The following is an 18,037-nucleotide window of genomic DNA, read 5'->3' on the forward strand; positions in this document are numbered from 1 at the left end:
ATGCGTGCTTGCTCATGGTGCTTAATGGGTTTGGGGCTGCGCAGGTTGGGCTTGGCTTTGGCCATGTGCGGCAGACTTTTTCTTGGGCGCGGGCATCGCCCCGCGTGAAGATTCACACATGACTTCTAATTTTCAACAACATCACGGGGCGATGCTCCTCAAGTACTCGGGCATCAGCTTCATCTCAGGGGCTGTCAACCACGGCTTTTTCAGTGGCGAACGCTCTTTGTGGACCGCCTTGGTCGGCATGGTGCTGTTTGTGCTGGGTGCTTGGTTGGAGCACCGCTGGCAACCCGCCAGCACCGACACACCGCAGTCGGGCCTCATGAAGACGCTGGCCATCGGCAGTTTGCTGTCGATCGGGCTGGGCTTTTTCACCGGCGGCTTGCAGCATTTTCCGGACTCTCCGGCGCGCAGCGCCTGGGTGGTGCCGCTGGGCTTTTTCGTGTCGGTGCTGGCCCTGGGCCTGAGTGCGCCACGCGACTGGACACGCGCCGCCAGCGTTTATGTCTTGGTGCTGGGCACGCTGACCAGCGCTGGCAGCTGGGGCGCATGGCAGTGGTTGATGCATCACCCCGAATGGGCTGCCACCGGCCATGGCCATGGGCACAGCCACGGTGGCGACACCGCTCATGGTGCATCACCAGACGATCCGCAAAACGACCCAATAGCCCAAGTGGTCAGTCGCAGCATCGAAGTGCACATGGACGACCAGATGCGCTTCACGCCCAACCAAATCGACGTTCAAGCGGGTGAAACCATCCGCTTTGTGGTGCACAACGCCGGCAAAGTCGAGCATGAGATGGTGCTGGGCCATGACCAAGCCATTCGTGAACATGCCGAAGCCATGAAGCGCGATGCCGCCCAAGGCAAAGCACACGGCGCCGACCACCACCACGGCACAGGCGCGGCCATCACGGTCGCCGCTGGACAAACGGGGGAGTTGGTGGTGACCTTCCCCAAATCCGGCACGCTGCAAATGGCTTGCCTGATTCCGGGACACTACGAAGCCGGCATGCGCGGCCAGGTGCATGTGAAAGAGAACAGCCCATCTGCGCTACCTGCCCCCCAACCAGGCAAAGCGCACGACCACAGCACCCACAAGCACTGATCAGCGCAGACGGTCCAGCAGGCCTGCGGTGGAAGCATCCAGGCCCGCCACATTCCCAGATGCCATGCGCGCGTGAATGTCTTGGGCCAACACCTTGCCCAGCTCCACCCCAAACTGGTCAAAGCTGTTGATGCCCCAAACCGAACCGCTCACGAACACACGGTGTTCTTGCAGCGCGATCAGTGCGCCCAAGCTGGTGGGCGTGAGTTCGTCGAGCAGCAAGAAGGTGCTGGGTCGGTTGCCGGGAAAGTGTTGGTGACCGCCCTCGTCGGCTTGGCCCAGCATCAAGGCCTGCGCTTGGGCGATGGCATTGGCCAGCAGCAGTTCATGGTGGTCGGCCAAGTTGTGCGTGGGCTTTTTGACCGCGATGAATTCCACGGGCACCACGTCGGTGCCTTGGTGCAGCATCTGAAAGTAAGCGTGCTGCCCGTTGGTGCCCGGCTCGCCCCAAAGCACGGGTGAGGTGCCATAGAGCAGCGCATGCCCGTTGCGGTCCACCCGCTTGCCGTTGCTCTCCATCTCCAGCTGCTGCAGGTAGGCAGGCAACCGGCGCAAGGCGCAGTGATAAGGGGCGATGCTGCGACTGGTGTAGCCCAAGAAGTTGCGGTACCAGACATCGAGCAAGCCCAGCCGCACGGGCAAATTGGCCTCCAGCGGCGCAGATTGGAAATGCTGATCCATCGCGTGCGCCCCGGCCAGCAGGTCCCGAAAACCCTGGGCACCGATGGCAATGGCCACAGGCAAACCAATGGCCGACCACAGCGAATAGCGCCCGCCCACCCAGTTCCAAAAGCCAAAGGTGGTGGTGATGCCGAACTCAGCCGCAGCTGCCACATGGGTGGTGAGCGCCGCAAAGTGGCGTGCCACATCGCTGCCGCCTTGCGCCCGGAACCAGGCCAGCGCCGAGCGGGCGTTGGTCATGGTCTCGAGGGTGGTGAAGGTTTTGGAGGCGATCAGGAACAGCGTGTTCTCAGCCTTCAGGCCCTTGAGCACCGCAGCCAATTCATGCCCATCCACATTCGACACAAAGTGAAAGCGCTTGCCGGGGATCACGAAGTCTTGCAGCGCCAGCACCGCCATCTGCGGCCCCAGGTCAGAGCCACCAATGCCGATGTTCACCACGTCGGTGATCTGCGCATCGGCGCGGATGTTTTCGGCATACGCCAGCATGGGTTTGAGGGTGTCGTGCGCCCGCTTGAGGGGCGCGGCCAAATCGCCGCTCACAGAGCCTTCAGGTTGGCGCAACAGCCAATGCATCACGGCGCGGCCCTCGGTGTTGTTGATCGGCTCGCCCCGAAACATGGCGTCGCGGTGCGAGGCCAGGCCGGTTTGGCGGGCCAATTCGATCAACAAGGCTTCAGTGGCGGCATCGGTATGGTTTTTGGACAGGTCGGCAAACACATGGGGGGCGGTCTGGCTCAAGGCCGATACCCGCTCGGGATCTTGCGCAAAAGCGGTGCGCAAATCAAAACCCGTGGCCTGTGCCGCATGGGTCGTCAAGGCCTTCCAGGCCGGGGTTTGGTCACAACGCATGGGGAGCTTTCAATCGGACAAGCAGTTGTTGAAATCAAGGTGACTCTCTGCAGGAGCCCACCCCTGTGGGCGATTCAGGTGAACGCCGTTCACGGGTCATCTCGCACGGGGTGCGCTACGGGGGAGTTGTCAAGCTTTCTTCATCATTTCTTCAAGCTTGATGGCATCGGCACAAAAAGCGCGGATGCCCTCGGCCAGCTTTTCGGTAGCCATGGCATCTTCATTGAGCGCCAAGCGGAAAGAGGCTTCGTCATAGGCCACGGCGGGCAAGTCCATGCTCTGGGCCGCTGCAGCGTCGAGCGCCTTGACCAAAGGCGCATCGCTGGCGGCCAACTGCGCCAACAATTCAGGGCTGATGGTCAGCAAATCGCACCCGGCCAGTGCGGTGATTTGCCCGATGTTGCGAAACGACGCGCCCATGACTTCGGTGGCGATGCCGTGCTTTTTGTAGTGGTTGAAAATCGCCCGCACCGACTGCACACCGGGGTCGTTGGCACCCGACATGGCCGCTTCGTCCCAAGCAGCGCCTGCGCTCTTTTTATACCAGTCGTAAATCCGGCCCACAAAGGGCGAAATGAGTTGCACTTTGGCCTGGCCACAGGCCACGGCCTGGCAAAACGAAAACAGCAGCGTCAGGTTGCAGCGGATGCCTTCGCGCTGCAGCTCGGCTGCGGCCTGGATGCCCTCCCAAGTCGCGGCAATCTTGATCAACACGCGTTCGCGGGCAATGCCCTGCGCCGCATAGAGCGCCATGATGCGCCGCGCGCGCGCCACCGTGGTGGCAGAGTCAAAACTCAGGCGCGCATCCACTTCGGTCGACACACGGCCGGGAATGGTCTTCAAAATCTCGCAACCAAAACGCACCAGCAAATGGTCCATCACCCCATCCAGCGGCTGGCCCCGATGCTTCGCAACGGCCTCGGCCAACAGGGGTGCGTATTCGGGCTTTTGCACGGCCTTCAAAATCAAGGACGGGTTGGTGGTCGCGTCCTGCGGCTGGAACTGTGCCAACTGTTTGAAGTCGCCGGTATCGGCCACCACGGTGGTGAATTGTTTGAGGGCGTCGAGTTGGCTCATGTTCGTTTCAAAAATCTAGCTTGAATTATCATTGAAACAAAGTTACATTACAAAATCTTTTTTATGTAACTCAAGAACAGCATGGCGTTTGATCTGGTTTTCTTTGGCGGCACCGGCGACCTGGTCTGGCGCAAACTCATGCCCGCCTTGTTCCAGGCCTTTCGCCACGAGACCTTGCCCGAGGGTGGTCGCATCATTGGCGTGGGCCGCGACGATCTGAACGACGAACAGTACCGCCAACAAATCCAGTCGCGCTTTGAGCAAGTCGAAGGCGACAAACGGCCCAACCCCGAAGAGTTTGCACGCTTTGCCAGCCTGCTGTGCTACGTGCGCGTGGACTTGTCACGTCCCGCAGCCTATGCCGCGCTGTCTGCCCGCCTGGCCGAGCGCCAGACCGACAGCGTGGTGATGTACCTGTCCACCGCGCCCGGCCTGTTCACCACCGTGTGCGAACAACTCGCCGCCAATGGTCTGAACACGCCCAAGACCCGCATCGTGCTGGAAAAGCCCCTGGGCCATGACCTGGACTCCAACCGTGCCATCAACGCAGCCGTTGGCCGTGTCTTCAAAGAGCAGCAAATCTTCCGCATCGACCACTACCTGGGCAAGCCCGCAGTACAAAACCTGTTGGCCATGCGCTTTGGCAACGCCCTGTTTGAGCCCCTGTGGCGGCGCGAGCACATTGCCAACATCCAGATCACCATGGCCGAAGAGCTGGGCGTGGAAAAGCGCGGAGGCTTTTACGACAGCACCGGCGCGCTGCGCGACATGGTGCAAAACCACGCCCTGCAACTGCTGTGTGCCATCGCCATGGAGCCGCCCATCAACGCGCATGCCGACGCCATCCGCGACGAAAAACTCAAGGTGCTGCGCGCACTTAAGCGCTGGACCCCCGAGACCCTGGGCCAGCACATCATTCGCGGCCAGTACAGCGCGGGCAGCATCTTCGGCCACCCCATGCCCGGCTACCGCGACGAGCCAGGCGTGAACCCGCAAAGCAGCACCGAAACCTTTGTGGCCCTGCGCACCGAAATCGCCAACTGGCGCTGGGCGGGCGTGCCGTTTTACATTCGCACCGGCAAGCGCATGGCCGCGCAAGAGGCGCACATCGACATCAACTTCCGCCCCACCCCGCACGAAATTTTCAAAAGCCCCGCCAGCCACGCCAACAAACTGACCATCCACCTGCAACCCAAAGACGGGTTGGAGTTGCACCTGTTGGCCCAAGGCCAAAGCAAACGCGGCCAAAGCGCCAGCGGCGCAACACTCAGCCCGGTGCACCTGGACCTGGACTTTGACAAACGCTTTGGCAGCCAACGCGTCGGCGCCTACGAGCGCTTGCTGCTGGATGTGCTCGATGGCCGCCTCAACCTGTTTGTGCGCAGCGACGAACAAGAAGAAGCCTGGCGCTGGGTCGAACCCATCTTGCAACACTGGAGCAGCGACCCCACCGGCCCGCGCCCCTACGCCGCAGGCACCTGGGGCCCCAGCGCATCGAGTGCCATGATCGCGCGCGACGGCTTTTGCTGGTCTGAAGAAGGCTAAAAGGAATCCACCATGCTCGACCGAATCAAAGCCTGCCTGCCCTCGCTGGCGCCAGCCGAGCAACGCGTGGGCAAGCTGGTGCTGACCGACCCCCGCGCCTTTGCCAACTTGCCCGTGACCGAACTGGCCGACCGCGCCCATGTCAGCAAACCCACCGTGGTCCGCTTTTGTCGCAGCGTGGGTTACGACGGCTTGTCCGACTTCAAACTCAAACTGGCCGGCAGCGTCAGCGAAGGCGTGCCCTTCATCCACCGCAGTGTGGACGCCGACGACAAAACCAGCGACATCGCCGTCAAGGTCATCGACAACACCGTGGCCGCGTTTTTGAAGTACCGCAACGACGCCAGTTTCTTCGCGCTGGACCATGCGGCCCAAGCCCTGGCCGCCACACAAAAAACCAACCGCCGCATCGAGTTTTATGGCGTGGGCAACTCCGGCATCGTGGCGCAAGACGCTCAGCACAAATTCTTCCGTCTGGGCGTCAACGCCATCGCCTACAGCGACGGCCACATGCAGGTCATGAGCGCCTCCATGCTCCAGCCGGGAGACTGCGCCGTCATCATCTCCAACTCGGGCCGCACGCGTGACCTGATGGACGCCTGCGACATTGCCAAAAAACAAGGGGCCACAACCATCGTCATCACTGCCAGCGGTTCGCCCCTGGCCAGCGCCGGGCACATCCACCTGACAGCCGACCACCCCGAGGGCTATGACAAATACAGCCCCATGGTCTCGCGATTGCTGCACCTGCTCATCATCGACATCCTGGCCACCACAGTCGCCCTGCGCATCGGCGAAGCCCTGCAACCGGCCCTGCGCGACATGAAGAAAAACCTCAGCAGCAAGCGCTACACCTGAAACCCGGACAGACCACACCCAAATCGCGACGCACCCCACCCCGGTAAAATCCTGTTTTTGCCAGCCCGCACAGGGCACGGCCATCACGGGGGCAACATGGCCACCCGCAAGCTCTTCAGGACCCCTTGTGACCTACGCCAACGAGACCCGGCGCCGCCGGACTTTTGCCATCATTTCCCACCCCGACGCGGGTAAAACCACGCTGACCGAAAAGCTCTTGCTGTTCTCGGGCGCGATCCAGATCGCCGGTTCGGTCAAGGCCCGCAAGGCCTCGCGCCACGCCACGTCCGACTGGATGGAAATCGAAAAGCAGCGCGGCATCTCGGTGGCCTCGTCTGTCATGCAAATGCTCTACCGCGACCACGTCATCAACCTGCTCGACACCCCCGGCCACAAAGACTTCAGCGAAGACACCTACCGCGTGCTGACTGCCGTGGACTCGGCCCTGATGGTGATCGACGCGGCCAACGGTGTGGAAGCGCAAACCCGCCGCCTGATCGAGGTTTGCCGTCAACGCAACACGCCCATCATCACCTTTGTCAACAAGATGGACCGCGAAGTGCGCGACCCGCTCGACATCCTGGACGAAGTTGAACGCGAGTTGGGCATGCCCTGCGTGCCCATGACCTGGCCTATCGGCCAAGGCAAATCGTTTGGCGGCATCGTCAACCTGCGCACAAAGGCCATGACCGTGTTCGACTCCGGCAGCGAACGCCTGCCGCAAGACTTCGAAACCATCTCCCTCACCGAGCAAGCCCAACTGGCCGAGCGCTTTGGCCTGGAATGGCAAACCGCCATGGACAGCATGGAGCTGGCCACCGGCGCATCGCCCGCGTTTGACGAAGCCGCCTTCTTGTCGGGCAAGCAAACCCCCGTGTTCTTCGGCTCCGGCGTGAACAACTTCGGTGTGATGGAAGTGCTCGACGCCCTGGTCGACCTGGCCCCCGCGCCCCGGCCCCGCACCAGCAACCTGCTGGTCAACAAGCAGCCCGTGGTCAAAGAGATCCAGCCCGAAGACAGCGCGTTTTCGGGCGTGGTGTTCAAGGTGCAAGCCAACATGGACGCCAACCACCGCGACCGCATCGCCTTTGTGCGCATGGCGTCTGGCAAATACACCCCCGGCATGAAGCTCAAGGTGCAGCGCACCGCCAAAGAACTGCGCCCCACCAGCGTGGTCACCTTCCTCTCGCAACGGCGCGAAGCGGTGGACGAAGCCTATGCCGGAGACATCATTGGCTTCACCACCCACGGCGGCGTGCAACTGGGCGACACCATCACCGACGGCGCGAATCTGCAATTCACCGGTCTGCCGTTTTTTGCGCCCGAACTCTTCATGACCGTGATCCTGAAAAACCCGCTGCGCACCAAGCAACTGCAAACCGGCCTCGACCAATTGGGCGAAGAAGGCGCGATCCAGGTCTTCAAACCCGAAATCGGCGGCCCCATGCTGCTGGGCGCGGTCGGTCAACTGCAGTTTGAAGTGGTGCAGCACCGCCTCAAAGCCGAATACGACTGCGACGTGCGGCTGGAAGGCTGCCAATACACCGGCGCCCGCTGGATCACCGCCGACACCCCGGCCGAACTGCGCGAGTTCACCAACGCCTACCCACAGCGCATGTCGCTCGACGCGGCTGGCACCTTGGCCTATTTGTGCACCAGCCCCTACGACGTGCGCCTGGCGCAAGAGCGCTTCCCCAAAATCCACTTTCACCCCCTGCGCGAACACGCGGGCCTGGCACTCGGCACAGCAGGCTGACCCCTTCATCGGGATCTGACCCCGATTCATTAATTGGGGTCAGACCCCAATTCATTGGTTCATTGTGAATTGGGGTCAGATCCCGATGAAATCAACGACATTGCTCACCATGCGTCCCCTCTCCATCTGGCAGGTTCCGAGCCCCCTCATTGGCGTCTTCACCGACATCGACGACACACTCACCACCGACGGGGCCATCACAGCCGATGCCCTGCAGGCACTGGCAGACCTGAAAACGGCGGGCCTGCATGTGGTGCCCATCACCGGGCGGCCTGCGGGCTGGAGCGAGCCCTTTGCGGCCCGTTGGCCGGTAGACGCCATCGTGGCCGAAAACGGTGCGGTTGGCCTGCAGCACTCGGCGGCACAAGGGCTGCGCAAGCTCTACCAGCAAGACACCGCCACGCGCAGCGCCAACTTCGCTCGCATGCAGCAGGTGCTGGCGCACATCGAACGCAAGGTGCCCGGAGCGAACCGCTCACACGACAGCGCCGGCCGCGAAACCGACATCGCCATCGACCACAGCGAATTCAGCCAACTGCCCGCCAAAGCCATGGAAGAAGTCGTGCGCCACATGCAAACCGCAGGCATGACCGCCACCGTCAGCAGCATCCACATCAATGGCTGGTTTGGCGAGCACAACAAACTCAGCGGAGCCCGGTGGATCGTGCGCGAATTGTGGGGGCGCGAGCTCGATGCAGAAATCGACCGCTGGGTCTATGTCGGCGACTCAACCAACGACCAGATCATGTTTGCACACTTTGCCAACAGCATCGGCGTGGCCAACATCCGCCGATTTGAAGCACAACTGAGCCAGCCCCCGCGCTACATCACCCCTGGCGAACGCGGTGCCGGATTTGCCCAAGTCGTGCAACACCTGTTGCGCCCGACCCATTAATCGGGGTCTGACCCCAATAACTGCTGACCCCAATAACTGACCCCAATAACTTTGGCAATTGCGCCAACACACCATGAATGTTGTCAAGAATGACAACACTTGTGAGGAAGCTAAAACCACGCATCACAACCTTCTTTTGCTAGAAGCGATGGTTCCCCTGCACCCACAAACGGGGCGACTTGTCCCGGTCAGAGGTTGCCGCTGCGCCGCTGCCGCGCCAGGCCAGAGTGGCGCTCACGCTGAAAGCGTCAAACACCGCTGTCTGCCCAACGCCATAGCCTGAAAGTCTGCGTTGATTCTTGCCCGCAATAAACCTAAATCCGGCAGTTACCCTGCCGCTGTAAGTTGGGCTGACGGTAGCCAAGGTGGCAGTGGGCGCGTGATTTTGGCCACCACGTAGTCCAGAAATGTCTGCCATCGATCCGCAAAAGGCAACTGCTCCGCAACATCCCTGACATGACTTAAAGCCGCACGAATGTTGGCGATGAGCGCGAGCAACTTGTCCTTGGCAGCATGCATCGGTGTCAGATACAGCGTTGTCTGTCCCGCATGTTTGACAGCGCGCCCCACACTGGCAAGCAATAACGCTCGGCTGGTGATGGCTTCCATGCGTGACTGATAGAGCGCATTGCGGCGCTGGCCTAACCGCCTACGAGGCAAAACGAGCCAGCCAACATGAGCGAGGGCGCGCCGGGGGCGGTGCCGCTGGGCCGTGCGAGCCCACCCACGAAGCCTGCACTACCCAAACGTTCACCGGCGCATTACCTGTGGGCTGTGTTGATCGTCTGCATTTACGAAGTGTTCCCGCTCTTGTGCCCCAAGTGCGGTGGGCAGATGCGCCTGATCGCCTTCATGACCGAGGGCGTGCAGATCCGGCGGATTCTCGATCACATCGGCGTCGACTCGCTGGCGGGTAGCACTGCGCCCGCCATACCCGGCGCACCGCTAATCCCTCTTGTGAACAGCGCATTTTGGCGGTGGATCGGCCAGGCGCGGCCTTGCTGCGGGCGCGGTGCAAGTTTCTACGTGGGTTGAGGGCTCTTCCAAGGGGCGATACTTGGCCTCATGCGGTTGAAATGCTTATCCGTGTTCCGTCCGCAAACAGGTTACTGCGACGACATCTTGGCCGAGGCAGCGGCACTGCTAGAGGGCTTGACTATCAACCATCCATTTGTGGATGGGAACAAGCGAATTGCTTTTGCTGCTGCAGATGTGTTCCTGCGCATCAATGGCTGGCGGTTGCAGCGTGCGCCGATGCAGATTCACGCTGAGATGATCGGGATGCTCGAGTCTCGTTTGACATCGCGCACTTGGCCCTGTGGCTTCGCAGTTTCGCCGCACGGGCAATCTGATCGTCATTGGGGTCAGATCGCCAATGTTTTGTCAGCCAAGCTGCCTTCGTGCGGCTTTGTTGTTTGTGGGCGATAAAAAATGTATCAATCGGGCAGGCTGTCCCGGTTCGTTATCGATTTCGGGCTGCGTGATTCAATCTCAAAATTTCAACATATTCGCCACGCATTCGGTAAATGGCGATGTAGTTTTTGTGCAGGACCAGCTCACGCGTACCGGGCACGCGGCCAGCGCGGCCCATGCCAGGATGGGCCTGTAGCTGAGTCACTGCGGCTTGCAACTCCAGCACAAAGCTGGTGGCACGGGTCGGGTTGTCTTGAGCAATGAAGCCAGCGATTTCATCCACAGACGCGAGCGCTGCCCGGGTCCACTTGATCGACATGGGTCAAGCGCCGTATTTGGCAAACACTGCTTTAACCTGATTGTCGGTTGCGAATTCGCCTGCATCGGCTTCTTTGATGGCTTCATGGATGTCACGAATTTGCCAGGATTCACTCTGGACATAGTGGGTCAGCGCATCGATGGCCAAGAAGCTTTTTGTGCGTGCGGTCGCCTTGGCCAACTCTTCGATCTGCTTGTAAAGCGCCTCGGGTAGGCGTACGTTGATGGTTCTGGCAGTCATGACGTAACACTCCTGTGTATGTGTAATACACCGCATTATCCAATTCACAAACCTCAAGGTCAATGCGTTGTTTGGGACAGCCATCCAATTCCAGCCTCCTCAAGGCAGGCCAAGAAAATCATCGATCAGGTTCTCAAAGCACCTCGGCGCAGAAAGTGGAAGGGGGCACGATGCGTGTTCGGCCAGCACTACCCTGTTGAATCAGACCTGCACGTCGGTCACCGGTTACCAAGTAATCGGCCTCACTCGCCAATGCCATGGAAAGCAGAAAAACATCGTCCGGATCGTGCAAGTCCATGTCATCCGGGGGCGGTGGCAAATTGACGACCACAATGGCGCGTTGCATGTTGTTGATCATGGTGCCGACACGGTGGGCTGGCAGGATGGTCCTGAGTTTTGGGCAGCGACTCACGCGTCGCAGCCCCTCAAGCTGAGCGGTTGAGGTCACCAGCTCGAATTTGGCTGCACGTCATGCACGATGAATGACATCCGGTGGTCCGTAAGCCGAGATCAGTGCTCCCAGAAGCAATGAACATGCGAACGGATTGGTCGGGGTCAGGCGAAACAGCAATGTTCCAGCGAACTGAGTCCATGACTTCTCCAGTGTTTGGGTGTTTGAGTTTTTATACACCCAAGCAGTAGTGTCCGGTTAAAAAGTGAACAAATTCAACTGCTTAGCGCAGTCAGGTGGTTCGGTTGTGTAGGCATCTGTCTGCAAGGCGCATGAAATCGACGTTTTCTCGAAAACAGACACCGACAAAATCTGTAGAAAAGTGTAGAGCGAGGCCTTCAATTGCAACTCCTTCTTGACAATGGCAATCAGCACGTAAGTGGCCACGGCGCACCAAATTTGCGTCTTGACTGCGTTCTCGCTGGTGCCCAAAAACTTCTTGATGCGCAGATGCTGCTTGATCCATTTGAAGAACAACTCGACCTGCCAACGGTTCTTGTACAGGGCTGTGATGGTCAACGCTGGCAGTGTCATGTTGTGGGTCAGAAAGACCAGCACCTTTCCCGTCTGCGGGTCCTTGAACTTGATGCGCCGCAAGTGCTCGGGGTAGTCCTTGCTGGCGTAGTGCCCAATTTGATTCCGCTGGCTTTGCAGGTAGCCGCAGGGCGCAGGCCGCACCTGCAGGTGTTTGGGCGCGATTACGACACGCCCGATGGCACTTGCGTGCGCGACTATGTGCATGTGCAAGATTTGTGTGCTGCGCACTGGCTGGCTTTGCAGTCGCTGATGGGCGGCGCTGGCAGCCAGCAGTTCAACTTGGGCAACGGGCGGGGGTTTTCGGTGCAAGAGGTGATTGACGCGGTGAAACGGGTGACGGGTCGGCCCTTGGCGCTGATGGACCAGCCCCGGCGCTGGGGTGATCCGGCCCGGCTGGTGGCAGACCCTGCTCTGGCCCAACGCGTTTTGGGCTGGCAAGCCCAATTCACCGATTTGGACATCCTCATCGCCCACGCTTGGCGCTGGGAAAATCGCAAGTGCTGATGCCTTGGTTTTGATGCTCCATTCTTCGAGATAGCATTTTTTGATATCATTGAAGCATGAATGCCAAGCACCGAAAAACGCTGGCGGCAACATTTGCCAGACCTACTTCGGCGTCGATCGTATTTGCCGACCTGGAGTCCTTGATCAAGTCCCTGGGGGGCTCTGTCATGGAGCGCGAAGGCTCACGCATACGGATTGAATTGAAAGGCGAAGTGTGGCGATGCCACAGGCCACACCCAGGCAAAGAAGCCAAGCGTTATCAGGTCGAGGAAGCTCGCGAACTATTGCAACGTGCAGGAGTGCAGCCATGAACACCATGACTTATAAAAGTTATACCGCCCGCGTCGAATACGATGAACGTGACAATATTTTCGTTGGCCGAATTCTCGGCATTCGAGACATGATCAGTTTCCATGGCGAAACGGTGACCGAATTGAAGGCCGAGTTTGAACTTGCCGTGAACGACTATCTGGACGATTGCAAGCAGCAGGGCTTGCAGCCTGAAAAGCCGGCTTCTGGCAAGTTGCTGCTTCGTGTCCCAGCAGAGGTCCATGGCCGAGCCATTGTCGCTGCGCAAGCCGCAGGCAAGAGCTTGAACCAATGGGCGACTGAAGTGCTGCAACGTGCAGCACAACCCAGCGCCTGACTCCGCACCGGGCCGCAGGCCTCATTTTCAAAACAGGCGCCTTCGGGCGAGATGGCATGACGGGGCTGAGCGAGTTGCATTGGACAGAAAACGGCGAGGCGCGGTCGGCTTTGTGGCGCATGGATGCGGGGGCGGTGATGCCCAAGACAGTGGTGCTGGCCGATGACACGCTGACGGCCGATTCGGCTTATCGGCTGGCGTGTGCGGGCACGGGGCTGCTGTGGCGCAGCGATTTTCAAAACGCTCGGCAACTCTTGCAGGCGATGGCCCGGCGCATGGGCCAACCCAAAAAGACCCGCGCCAAAAAAGCCAGCACGGATGCGGCCCCGGTGCCGGGCGCGGCTTTTCATGCACACCGCTTGGCACAGTCGCAGCGCAACCGGGTGCTGAGCGCCATCTTGATCGAGCTCGATGGTGACTATGGGCTGGCCTTGCGCCGTGCGCCCGATGTGCGCCAAGCCTGTGTGCAGGCTTTTGGCCCGGCGCAGGGCCAGCGCTCGGTGATCTCGCTGCGGAGTTTGCAGGGCGCGGTGGGCGCTTTTGAGTGGCGCAAAAACGGCGTGAAAGTGCCCGCCATGGGCGAGGCTCTGCGCATTTACCCGCATTACGGGGTGTTTTCTCCGGTGCGGGGCGAGTATGTGGATTTGGTCGCCCAAGCCCCCTTGCCCGAGGCGCTCAAAGCCCAATCGGTCGCTTTCGATGTGGGGGTGGGCACGGGCGTGTTGTCGGCGGTGCTGGCCCGCCGGGGCGTGGCGCAGGTGGTGGGCAGCGACACATCTGCGCGGGCGGTGGCCTGTGCGCTGGACAACTTGCAGCGCTTGGGCTTGCAAAACCAGGTGCAGGTGGTGCAGTCGAATTTGTTTCCTCCGGGGCGGGCGGCTTTGGTGGTGTGCAACCCGCCGTGGTTGCCCGCGCGGCCCGTGGGTTTGCTGGACCAGGCGGTGTATGACGAGGGCAGCCAGATGCTCAAGGGCTTTTTGGCGGGCCTGCGCGAGCATCTGTGCGAGGGCGGCGAGGGGTGGTTGATTTTGTCGGACTTGGCCGAGCACTTGGGCTTGCGCACCCGCGAGGCATTGCTGGGCTGGATCGCCGATGCGGGGCTGATGGTGCTGGGGCGGCTGGACGCCAAGCCGGTGCACGCCAAGGCTCAAGACACGTCAGATGCCTTGCATGCGGCCCGATCGGCCGAAGTCACCTCGCTGTGGCGGCTGGGCGCAGCAGCCTGAACTGGCGCCCTTCCCTGCCGGTCAGACTTTTGAAAAGTCGGGCTTGCGTTTTTCCATGAAGGCGCCAAAGGCTTCTTTGGCGGCGGGCTCGCGCAGCATGCGGCCAAAGTCTTGGCCTTCTTCGTCCATCTTTTGCAGCACGGCTTGGGTGTCGCCTTTCATCAGGCGCTTGGTGGCGATCAGTGAAGTCAAAGGTTTGGCGGCCAGCTTGCGGGCCTGCGCTTGGGCGTAGCCATTGACTTCGGTGGGAGGCACGACGCGGTTGACCAGGCCGACTTCTTGCGCGGCTTCGGCAAAAAAAGGCTCGCCCATGAGCAGGGCTTCGGCGGCGCGGTGGTAGCCGAACATGCGCGGGGCCAGCAGACTGGACGCCGCCTCGGGGCACAGGCCGAGGTTGACAAAAGGCATGGAAAACGCGGCGTTGTCACCGGCATAGACCAGATCGCAATGGAACAGCATGGTGGTGCCGATGCCCACCGCAGGCCCCGCCACGGCGGCGAGCAGGGGCTTTTCAAAGGTGGCGATGCCGCGCAAAAAGCGGAACACGGGTGACTCTTGCGTGGTGGGCGGCTGGTTCAAGAAGTCACCAATGTCATTGCCCGCGCTGAAGATGCTTTCGTGCCCCTGAAACACCACGACGCGCACGCTGGGGTCAGCCCCGGCCTGCGCCACCGCATAGGCCATGGCCGCGTACATGGACGAAGTGATGGAGTTCTTTTTGTCCAAGCGGTTGAAGGTGATGGTCATCACCCCCGCGTCGATGTGGGTCAGGATGTCAGACATGGTGGTCCTTGAGGTGTGTCGTTGAATTTGCGACGGTTTACTGAACCCGAATCCAGGTTTGGGTGCGACCCAACAGGGGCGAACCGATGAAACCACGGACTTCGAGTTTTTTGCCGCCGTCGACCGGTGTCAAACGCAGGCTGTAGTTCTTGCCGTTCTCGGGATCCAAGATTTTGCCCCCTTCCCATACCGCTTTGCCGTCACTTTGTTGACCGCCCCGGATGATTTCCATGCCGATTTTGGGCTGGCCCTTGCGGTCGTCAGAGCACAAGGTGCAGTTGGGTTCAGCGTTGGGGGTGGTGGCCAAAGAGCGCTCGACCACGCCCGACAAGCCGCCACCGGCTTTTTGGGTGATGCGGATTTCGGCTTGGGGCTGCTGCGTGGCATCGTCGATGCTGCGCCACAGGCCCACCGGGCTCATTTGGGCGTGGGCGGCCAGGCTCAGCAGGCCAGCGCTCAGGGTCATGGTCAGGGTCAGTGCGGTTTTGATCATGGGGGTGTCCTCCGGGTTGGGTTCCAAGCTTGGGATTTATGAGCCGTGTTATGCCAAGGCGGCGTCGGTGGCCATGAGCACATCGCTGCCCGCGCGGATGCGTCGCATCAGGCTGGAGGTCTCGGGCATCAAGCGGGTGAAGTAAAAACGCGCCGTTTGCAATTTGGCCTGATAGAACGGATCAGGGCGCTGAGCTTCTTCTTCGGCTTCGGCCAATTTGGCCAATGCAATTTGTGCCGAACGGGCCCAGAAGTAACCGAGCACCAAATGGCCCACCACGCGCAAATAGTCGACAGCCGCAGCGCCCACTTCGTCGGCGTTGCTCATGGCTTTCATGCCAACTTCACCCGTGAGCTGCGTGAGCTTTTGGCCCAAATCGGCCAGCGGCTTGATGAACTCGCCCATGGCTTCGTTGGCCATTTCGGCCTTGACCAATTGCTCCACCAATTTGCCGAACTTCTTGAGCGTGGCGCCTTGGTTGCCCAGCACTTTGCGGCCCAACAAGTCGAGTGACTGGATGGTGTTGGTGCCTTCGTAAATCATGTTGATGCGGGCATCGCGCACGTACTGCTCCATGCCCCACTCTTTGATGTAGCCGTGGCCGCCAAACACCTGCTGGCAGGCCGATGTCGCCTCCCACGCGTTGTCGGTGGTGAAGGCCTTGACGATGGGCGTGAGCAGGGCCACGACCTCGGCGGCCTCGGCACGCACAGCTTCGTCGGGGTGGTTCAGTTCTTTATCAAGCAGCAAGGCGCAGTAGCAAGCCAATGCGCGGCCGCCTTCGGCATAGGCCTTGGCGGTCATGAGCATGCGGCGCACATCGGGGTGCACGATGATCGGATCAGCCGGTTTGCCGGGCGCTTTGACGCCAGTCAGCGAGCGCATTTGCACGCGGTCTTTGGCGTAGGCCAAGGCATTTTGGTAAGCCACTTCGGTCAGGCCCAGCGACTGGTTGCCCACGCCCAAACGGGCTGCGTTCATCATGACGAACATCGCTGCCAAGCCTTTGTTGGGCTGACCCACCAGGGTGCCCACCGCGCCGTCCAACACCATCTGGCAAGTGGCGTTACCGTGGATGCCCATCTTGTGCTCCAGACCGCCGCAGTAGATGCCATTGCGCTTACCCATGCTGCCATCAGCGGCCACATTGAACTTGGGCACGATGAAGAGGCTGATGCCTTTGCTGCCAGGAGGAGCATCGGGCAAGCGGGCCAGCACCAGGTGAACGATGTTGGGGGCCAGATTGTGTTCGCCTGCGCTGATGAAAATCTTTTGGCCGCTGAGCTTGTAAGTGCCGTCGGCCTGAGGCTCGGCCTTGGTGCGCAGCATGCCCAGATCGGTGCCGCAATGCGGCTCGGTCAGGCACATGGTGCCGGTCCACTCGCCGCTGGTGAGCTTGGGCAGGTACAGGGCTTTTTGCTCGGGCGTGCCATGCGCGTGCAGGCACTCGTAAGCACCGTGGCTCAAGCCCGGGTACATGGTCCAAGCCTGGTTGGACGAATTGAGCATTTCGTAAAAACACTGGTTGACCACAAAGGGCAAGCCCTGACCGCCAAACGCGGGGTCGCAGCTCAGCGATGGCCAGCCGCCTGCCACGTACTGCGCATAGGCTTCTTTGAAGCCATCGGGCGCTTTGACTTCGTGTGTGTCGCGGTTGAGTTGGCAGCCTTGGGTGTCGCCCGAGATGTTGATGGGGAACACCACCTCGGCGGCAAATTTGCCACCTTCTTCGAGCACCGCATTGATGGTGTCGGCGTCGGTGTCGGCGTGCTTGGGCAGGGCCTTGAGCTCGGCGCTCACGTTGAGCAACTCGTGCAAGACAAACTGCATGTCGCGAAGTGGGGGGTTGTAGACGGGCATGGAGGGCTCCTTGAATCGGTAAAAAAATCAGTCTTCGCTCGGCTTGCGTTGGGCCTTGGGCACGGCCACGAGCTTGGGCGGTTGGGGGGCGTCATCTGGCGCGGTGGCGGCCAGTGTGCCAGGGCCTACATAGCGGGCCAGGATGTGCTGAAAACCTTGGCGGGCACGGTCGGCAGCGCTGGGGTTGCGCAAAAAGCGGGCCTCGAAATGCAGCGCCAAAATCAGGCCATGGATTTCAAAAGCGATTTGATGGGCATCGGACACGCGGCTGAGTTGGCCCTCGTCCTGGGCCAGCTCCACAGCCCGGCGCAAAGCGGTTTGCCAAGTGGACACCGAGGAGGCCAGCGCGTCGCGCACCGGGCCAGCGCGGTCGTCAAATTCGACCGCGCCACTGATGTAAATGCAGCCCGAGTCGATCTCAGCGGAGGTCTGCACCATCCAGTTGTCAAACAGGGCCTGCAGACGAGGCGCACCGCGCGGTTTTTGCATGGCGGCGTAAAACACCTCCGACTCGAATCGGTCGTGGTATTGACGGATAACAGAAATCTGCAACTCTTCGCGCGAGCCGAAGTGGGCAAATACGCCCGATTTGCTCATGCCGGTGACTTCGGCCACCGCGCCAATCGACAGACCTTCCAGGCCAATTTGCGAGGCCAAGCCCAAGGCAGCGTCAATGATGGCCGCCTTGGTTTGCTGACCTTTGATGAGGACGCGCCGACCCGGCTCATGGGGCGGCAGGCTTTCGACGTTGGAGGGAGGTTGGCGGTCGGTCATGAGGCTAAAAAGAACG

General features: G+C 60.7%; 19 protein-coding genes and 3 pseudogenes. 11 read left to right on the forward strand and 11 right to left on the reverse strand.

Features of this window, described 5'->3' with window-relative positions; translation table 11 throughout:
- Nucleotides 1-118: 118 nt before the first annotated feature.
- Entirely contained in the window at nt 119-1,111 is a 993-nt protein-coding gene (locus HEQ17_RS11795; RefSeq protein WP_296292922.1) for a plastocyanin/azurin family copper-binding protein, read from the forward strand.
- Here the strand turns inward: HEQ17_RS11795 and pgi are convergent, their stop codons facing one another.
- Together pgi and tal are read right to left on the reverse strand one after the other, a co-directional pair.
- Nucleotides 1,112-2,644, reverse strand: a complete 1,533-nt coding sequence (pgi, locus tag HEQ17_RS11800) for a glucose-6-phosphate isomerase (RefSeq protein WP_296292923.1) — start codon at nt 2,642-2,644, stop codon at nt 1,112-1,114.
- A 129-nt stretch (nt 2,645-2,773) separates the two neighbouring features.
- On the reverse strand, nt 2,774-3,721 hold the full coding sequence (gene tal, locus HEQ17_RS11805; protein WP_296292924.1) for a transaldolase: 948 nt from the start codon (nt 3,719-3,721) through the stop codon (nt 2,774-2,776).
- An 81-nt stretch (nt 3,722-3,802) separates the two neighbouring features.
- Between tal and zwf the strand changes: the two genes are divergently transcribed.
- The 4 genes from zwf (at nt 3,803) to HEQ17_RS11825 (ending at nt 8,775) form a co-directional block, all read left to right on the forward strand.
- On the forward strand, nt 3,803-5,266 hold the full coding sequence (gene zwf, locus HEQ17_RS11810; protein ID WP_296292925.1) for a glucose-6-phosphate dehydrogenase: 1,464 nt from the start codon (nt 3,803-3,805) through the stop codon (nt 5,264-5,266).
- 12 nt (nt 5,267-5,278) lie between these two features.
- Complete coding sequence (locus HEQ17_RS11815; protein WP_296292926.1) at nt 5,279-6,124, forward strand: SIS domain-containing protein; 846 nt, start codon at nt 5,279-5,281, stop codon at nt 6,122-6,124.
- 127 nt (nt 6,125-6,251) lie between these two features.
- Entirely contained in the window at nt 6,252-7,880 is a 1,629-nt protein-coding gene (locus HEQ17_RS11820; RefSeq protein ID WP_296292927.1) for a peptide chain release factor 3, read from the forward strand.
- Between the two features lie 109 nt (nt 7,881-7,989).
- Nucleotides 7,990-8,775 (forward strand): HAD-IIB family hydrolase, encoded by a 786-nt coding sequence (locus HEQ17_RS11825; RefSeq protein ID WP_296292928.1) that lies wholly within the window; start codon nt 7,990-7,992, stop codon nt 8,773-8,775.
- A 327-nt stretch (nt 8,776-9,102) separates the two neighbouring features.
- Here HEQ17_RS11825 and HEQ17_RS11830 read toward each other — a convergent pair whose 3' ends face one another.
- Nucleotides 9,103-9,384 (reverse strand): hypothetical protein, encoded by a 282-nt coding sequence (locus HEQ17_RS11830; RefSeq protein WP_296292929.1) that lies wholly within the window; start codon nt 9,382-9,384, stop codon nt 9,103-9,105.
- A 126-nt stretch (nt 9,385-9,510) separates the two neighbouring features.
- On the opposite strand from HEQ17_RS11830, the pseudogene HEQ17_RS11835 reads away from it, so the two are divergent.
- Both HEQ17_RS11835 and HEQ17_RS11840 read left to right on the forward strand, forming a co-directional pair.
- Nucleotides 9,511-9,681: pseudogene (locus HEQ17_RS11835) on the forward strand (IS91 family transposase); the annotation flags it as partial.
- 246 nt (nt 9,682-9,927) lie between these two features.
- Nucleotides 9,928-10,203, forward strand: a complete 276-nt coding sequence (locus HEQ17_RS11840) for a Fic family protein (protein WP_366938043.1) — start codon at nt 9,928-9,930, stop codon at nt 10,201-10,203.
- A gap of 34 nt (nt 10,204-10,237) precedes the next feature.
- Here HEQ17_RS11840 and HEQ17_RS11845 read toward each other — a convergent pair whose 3' ends face one another.
- The 4 genes and pseudogenes from HEQ17_RS11845 to HEQ17_RS11860 form a co-directional block, all read right to left on the reverse strand.
- Nucleotides 10,238-10,507: a type II toxin-antitoxin system RelE/ParE family toxin gene (locus tag HEQ17_RS11845; RefSeq protein ID WP_296292930.1), complete on the reverse strand. Its 270-nt coding sequence runs from the start codon at nt 10,505-10,507 to the stop codon at nt 10,238-10,240.
- A 3-nt stretch (nt 10,508-10,510) separates the two neighbouring features.
- Nucleotides 10,511-10,747, reverse strand: a complete 237-nt coding sequence (locus tag HEQ17_RS11850) for a hypothetical protein (RefSeq protein ID WP_296292931.1) — start codon at nt 10,745-10,747, stop codon at nt 10,511-10,513.
- Between the two features lie 133 nt (nt 10,748-10,880).
- Nucleotides 10,881-11,276 (reverse strand): annotated as a pseudogene (locus tag HEQ17_RS11855) (putative toxin-antitoxin system toxin component, PIN family).
- Between the two features lie 120 nt (nt 11,277-11,396).
- Nucleotides 11,397-11,813, reverse strand: a pseudogene (locus HEQ17_RS11860) (transposase); the annotation flags it as partial.
- Nucleotides 11,814-11,822: 9 nt separating this feature from the next.
- Between HEQ17_RS11860 and HEQ17_RS11865 the strand changes: the two are divergent.
- The 4 genes from HEQ17_RS11865 to HEQ17_RS11880 are packed head-to-tail and all read left to right on the forward strand — an operon-like array spanning nt 11,823 to nt 14,111.
- On the forward strand, nt 11,823-12,239 hold the full coding sequence (locus HEQ17_RS11865) for a GDP-mannose 4,6-dehydratase (protein WP_296292932.1): 417 nt from the start codon (nt 11,823-11,825) through the stop codon (nt 12,237-12,239).
- 56 nt (nt 12,240-12,295) lie between these two features.
- Nucleotides 12,296-12,550: a type II toxin-antitoxin system HicA family toxin gene (locus HEQ17_RS11870; protein ID WP_296292933.1), complete on the forward strand. Its 255-nt coding sequence runs from the start codon at nt 12,296-12,298 to the stop codon at nt 12,548-12,550.
- Nucleotides 12,547-12,885 carry a type II toxin-antitoxin system HicB family antitoxin gene (locus HEQ17_RS11875; RefSeq protein WP_296292934.1) on the forward strand — a complete coding sequence of 113 codons (339 nt, stop codon included), beginning with the start codon at nt 12,547-12,549 and terminating at the stop codon, nt 12,883-12,885. The genes HEQ17_RS11870 and HEQ17_RS11875 overlap by 4 nt, the downstream gene beginning before the upstream one ends.
- 56 nt (nt 12,886-12,941) lie before the next feature.
- Nucleotides 12,942-14,111, forward strand: coding sequence for a class I SAM-dependent methyltransferase (locus HEQ17_RS11880; RefSeq protein WP_296292935.1), 1,170 nt, complete (start codon nt 12,942-12,944; stop codon nt 14,109-14,111).
- 21 nt (nt 14,112-14,132) lie between these two features.
- Here HEQ17_RS11880 and HEQ17_RS11885 read toward each other — a convergent pair whose 3' ends face one another.
- From HEQ17_RS11885 to HEQ17_RS11900, 4 genes are read right to left on the reverse strand one after another with little or no spacing between them, the layout of a single operon-like run.
- Nucleotides 14,133-14,894: an enoyl-CoA hydratase gene (locus HEQ17_RS11885; RefSeq protein WP_296292936.1), complete on the reverse strand. Its 762-nt coding sequence runs from the start codon at nt 14,892-14,894 to the stop codon at nt 14,133-14,135.
- Between the two features lie 37 nt (nt 14,895-14,931).
- Nucleotides 14,932-15,387, reverse strand: a complete 456-nt coding sequence (locus HEQ17_RS11890) for a DUF2147 domain-containing protein (protein ID WP_296292937.1) — start codon at nt 15,385-15,387, stop codon at nt 14,932-14,934.
- A 48-nt stretch (nt 15,388-15,435) separates the two neighbouring features.
- On the reverse strand, nt 15,436-17,247 hold the full coding sequence (locus HEQ17_RS11895) for an acyl-CoA dehydrogenase C-terminal domain-containing protein (protein ID WP_296292938.1): 1,812 nt from the start codon (nt 17,245-17,247) through the stop codon (nt 15,436-15,438).
- A gap of 27 nt (nt 17,248-17,274) precedes the next feature.
- The gene (locus HEQ17_RS11900) at nt 17,275-18,021 is read right to left on the reverse strand and encodes a TetR/AcrR family transcriptional regulator (protein ID WP_296292939.1); all 747 of its coding nucleotides are present in this window, start codon (nt 18,019-18,021) and stop codon (nt 17,275-17,277) included.
- Nucleotides 18,022-18,037 lie beyond the last annotated feature (16 nt).

The sequence above is a fragment of the Limnohabitans sp. genome (assembly GCF_023910625.1).
Classification (GTDB): domain Bacteria; phylum Pseudomonadota; class Gammaproteobacteria; order Burkholderiales; family Burkholderiaceae_C; genus Limnohabitans_A.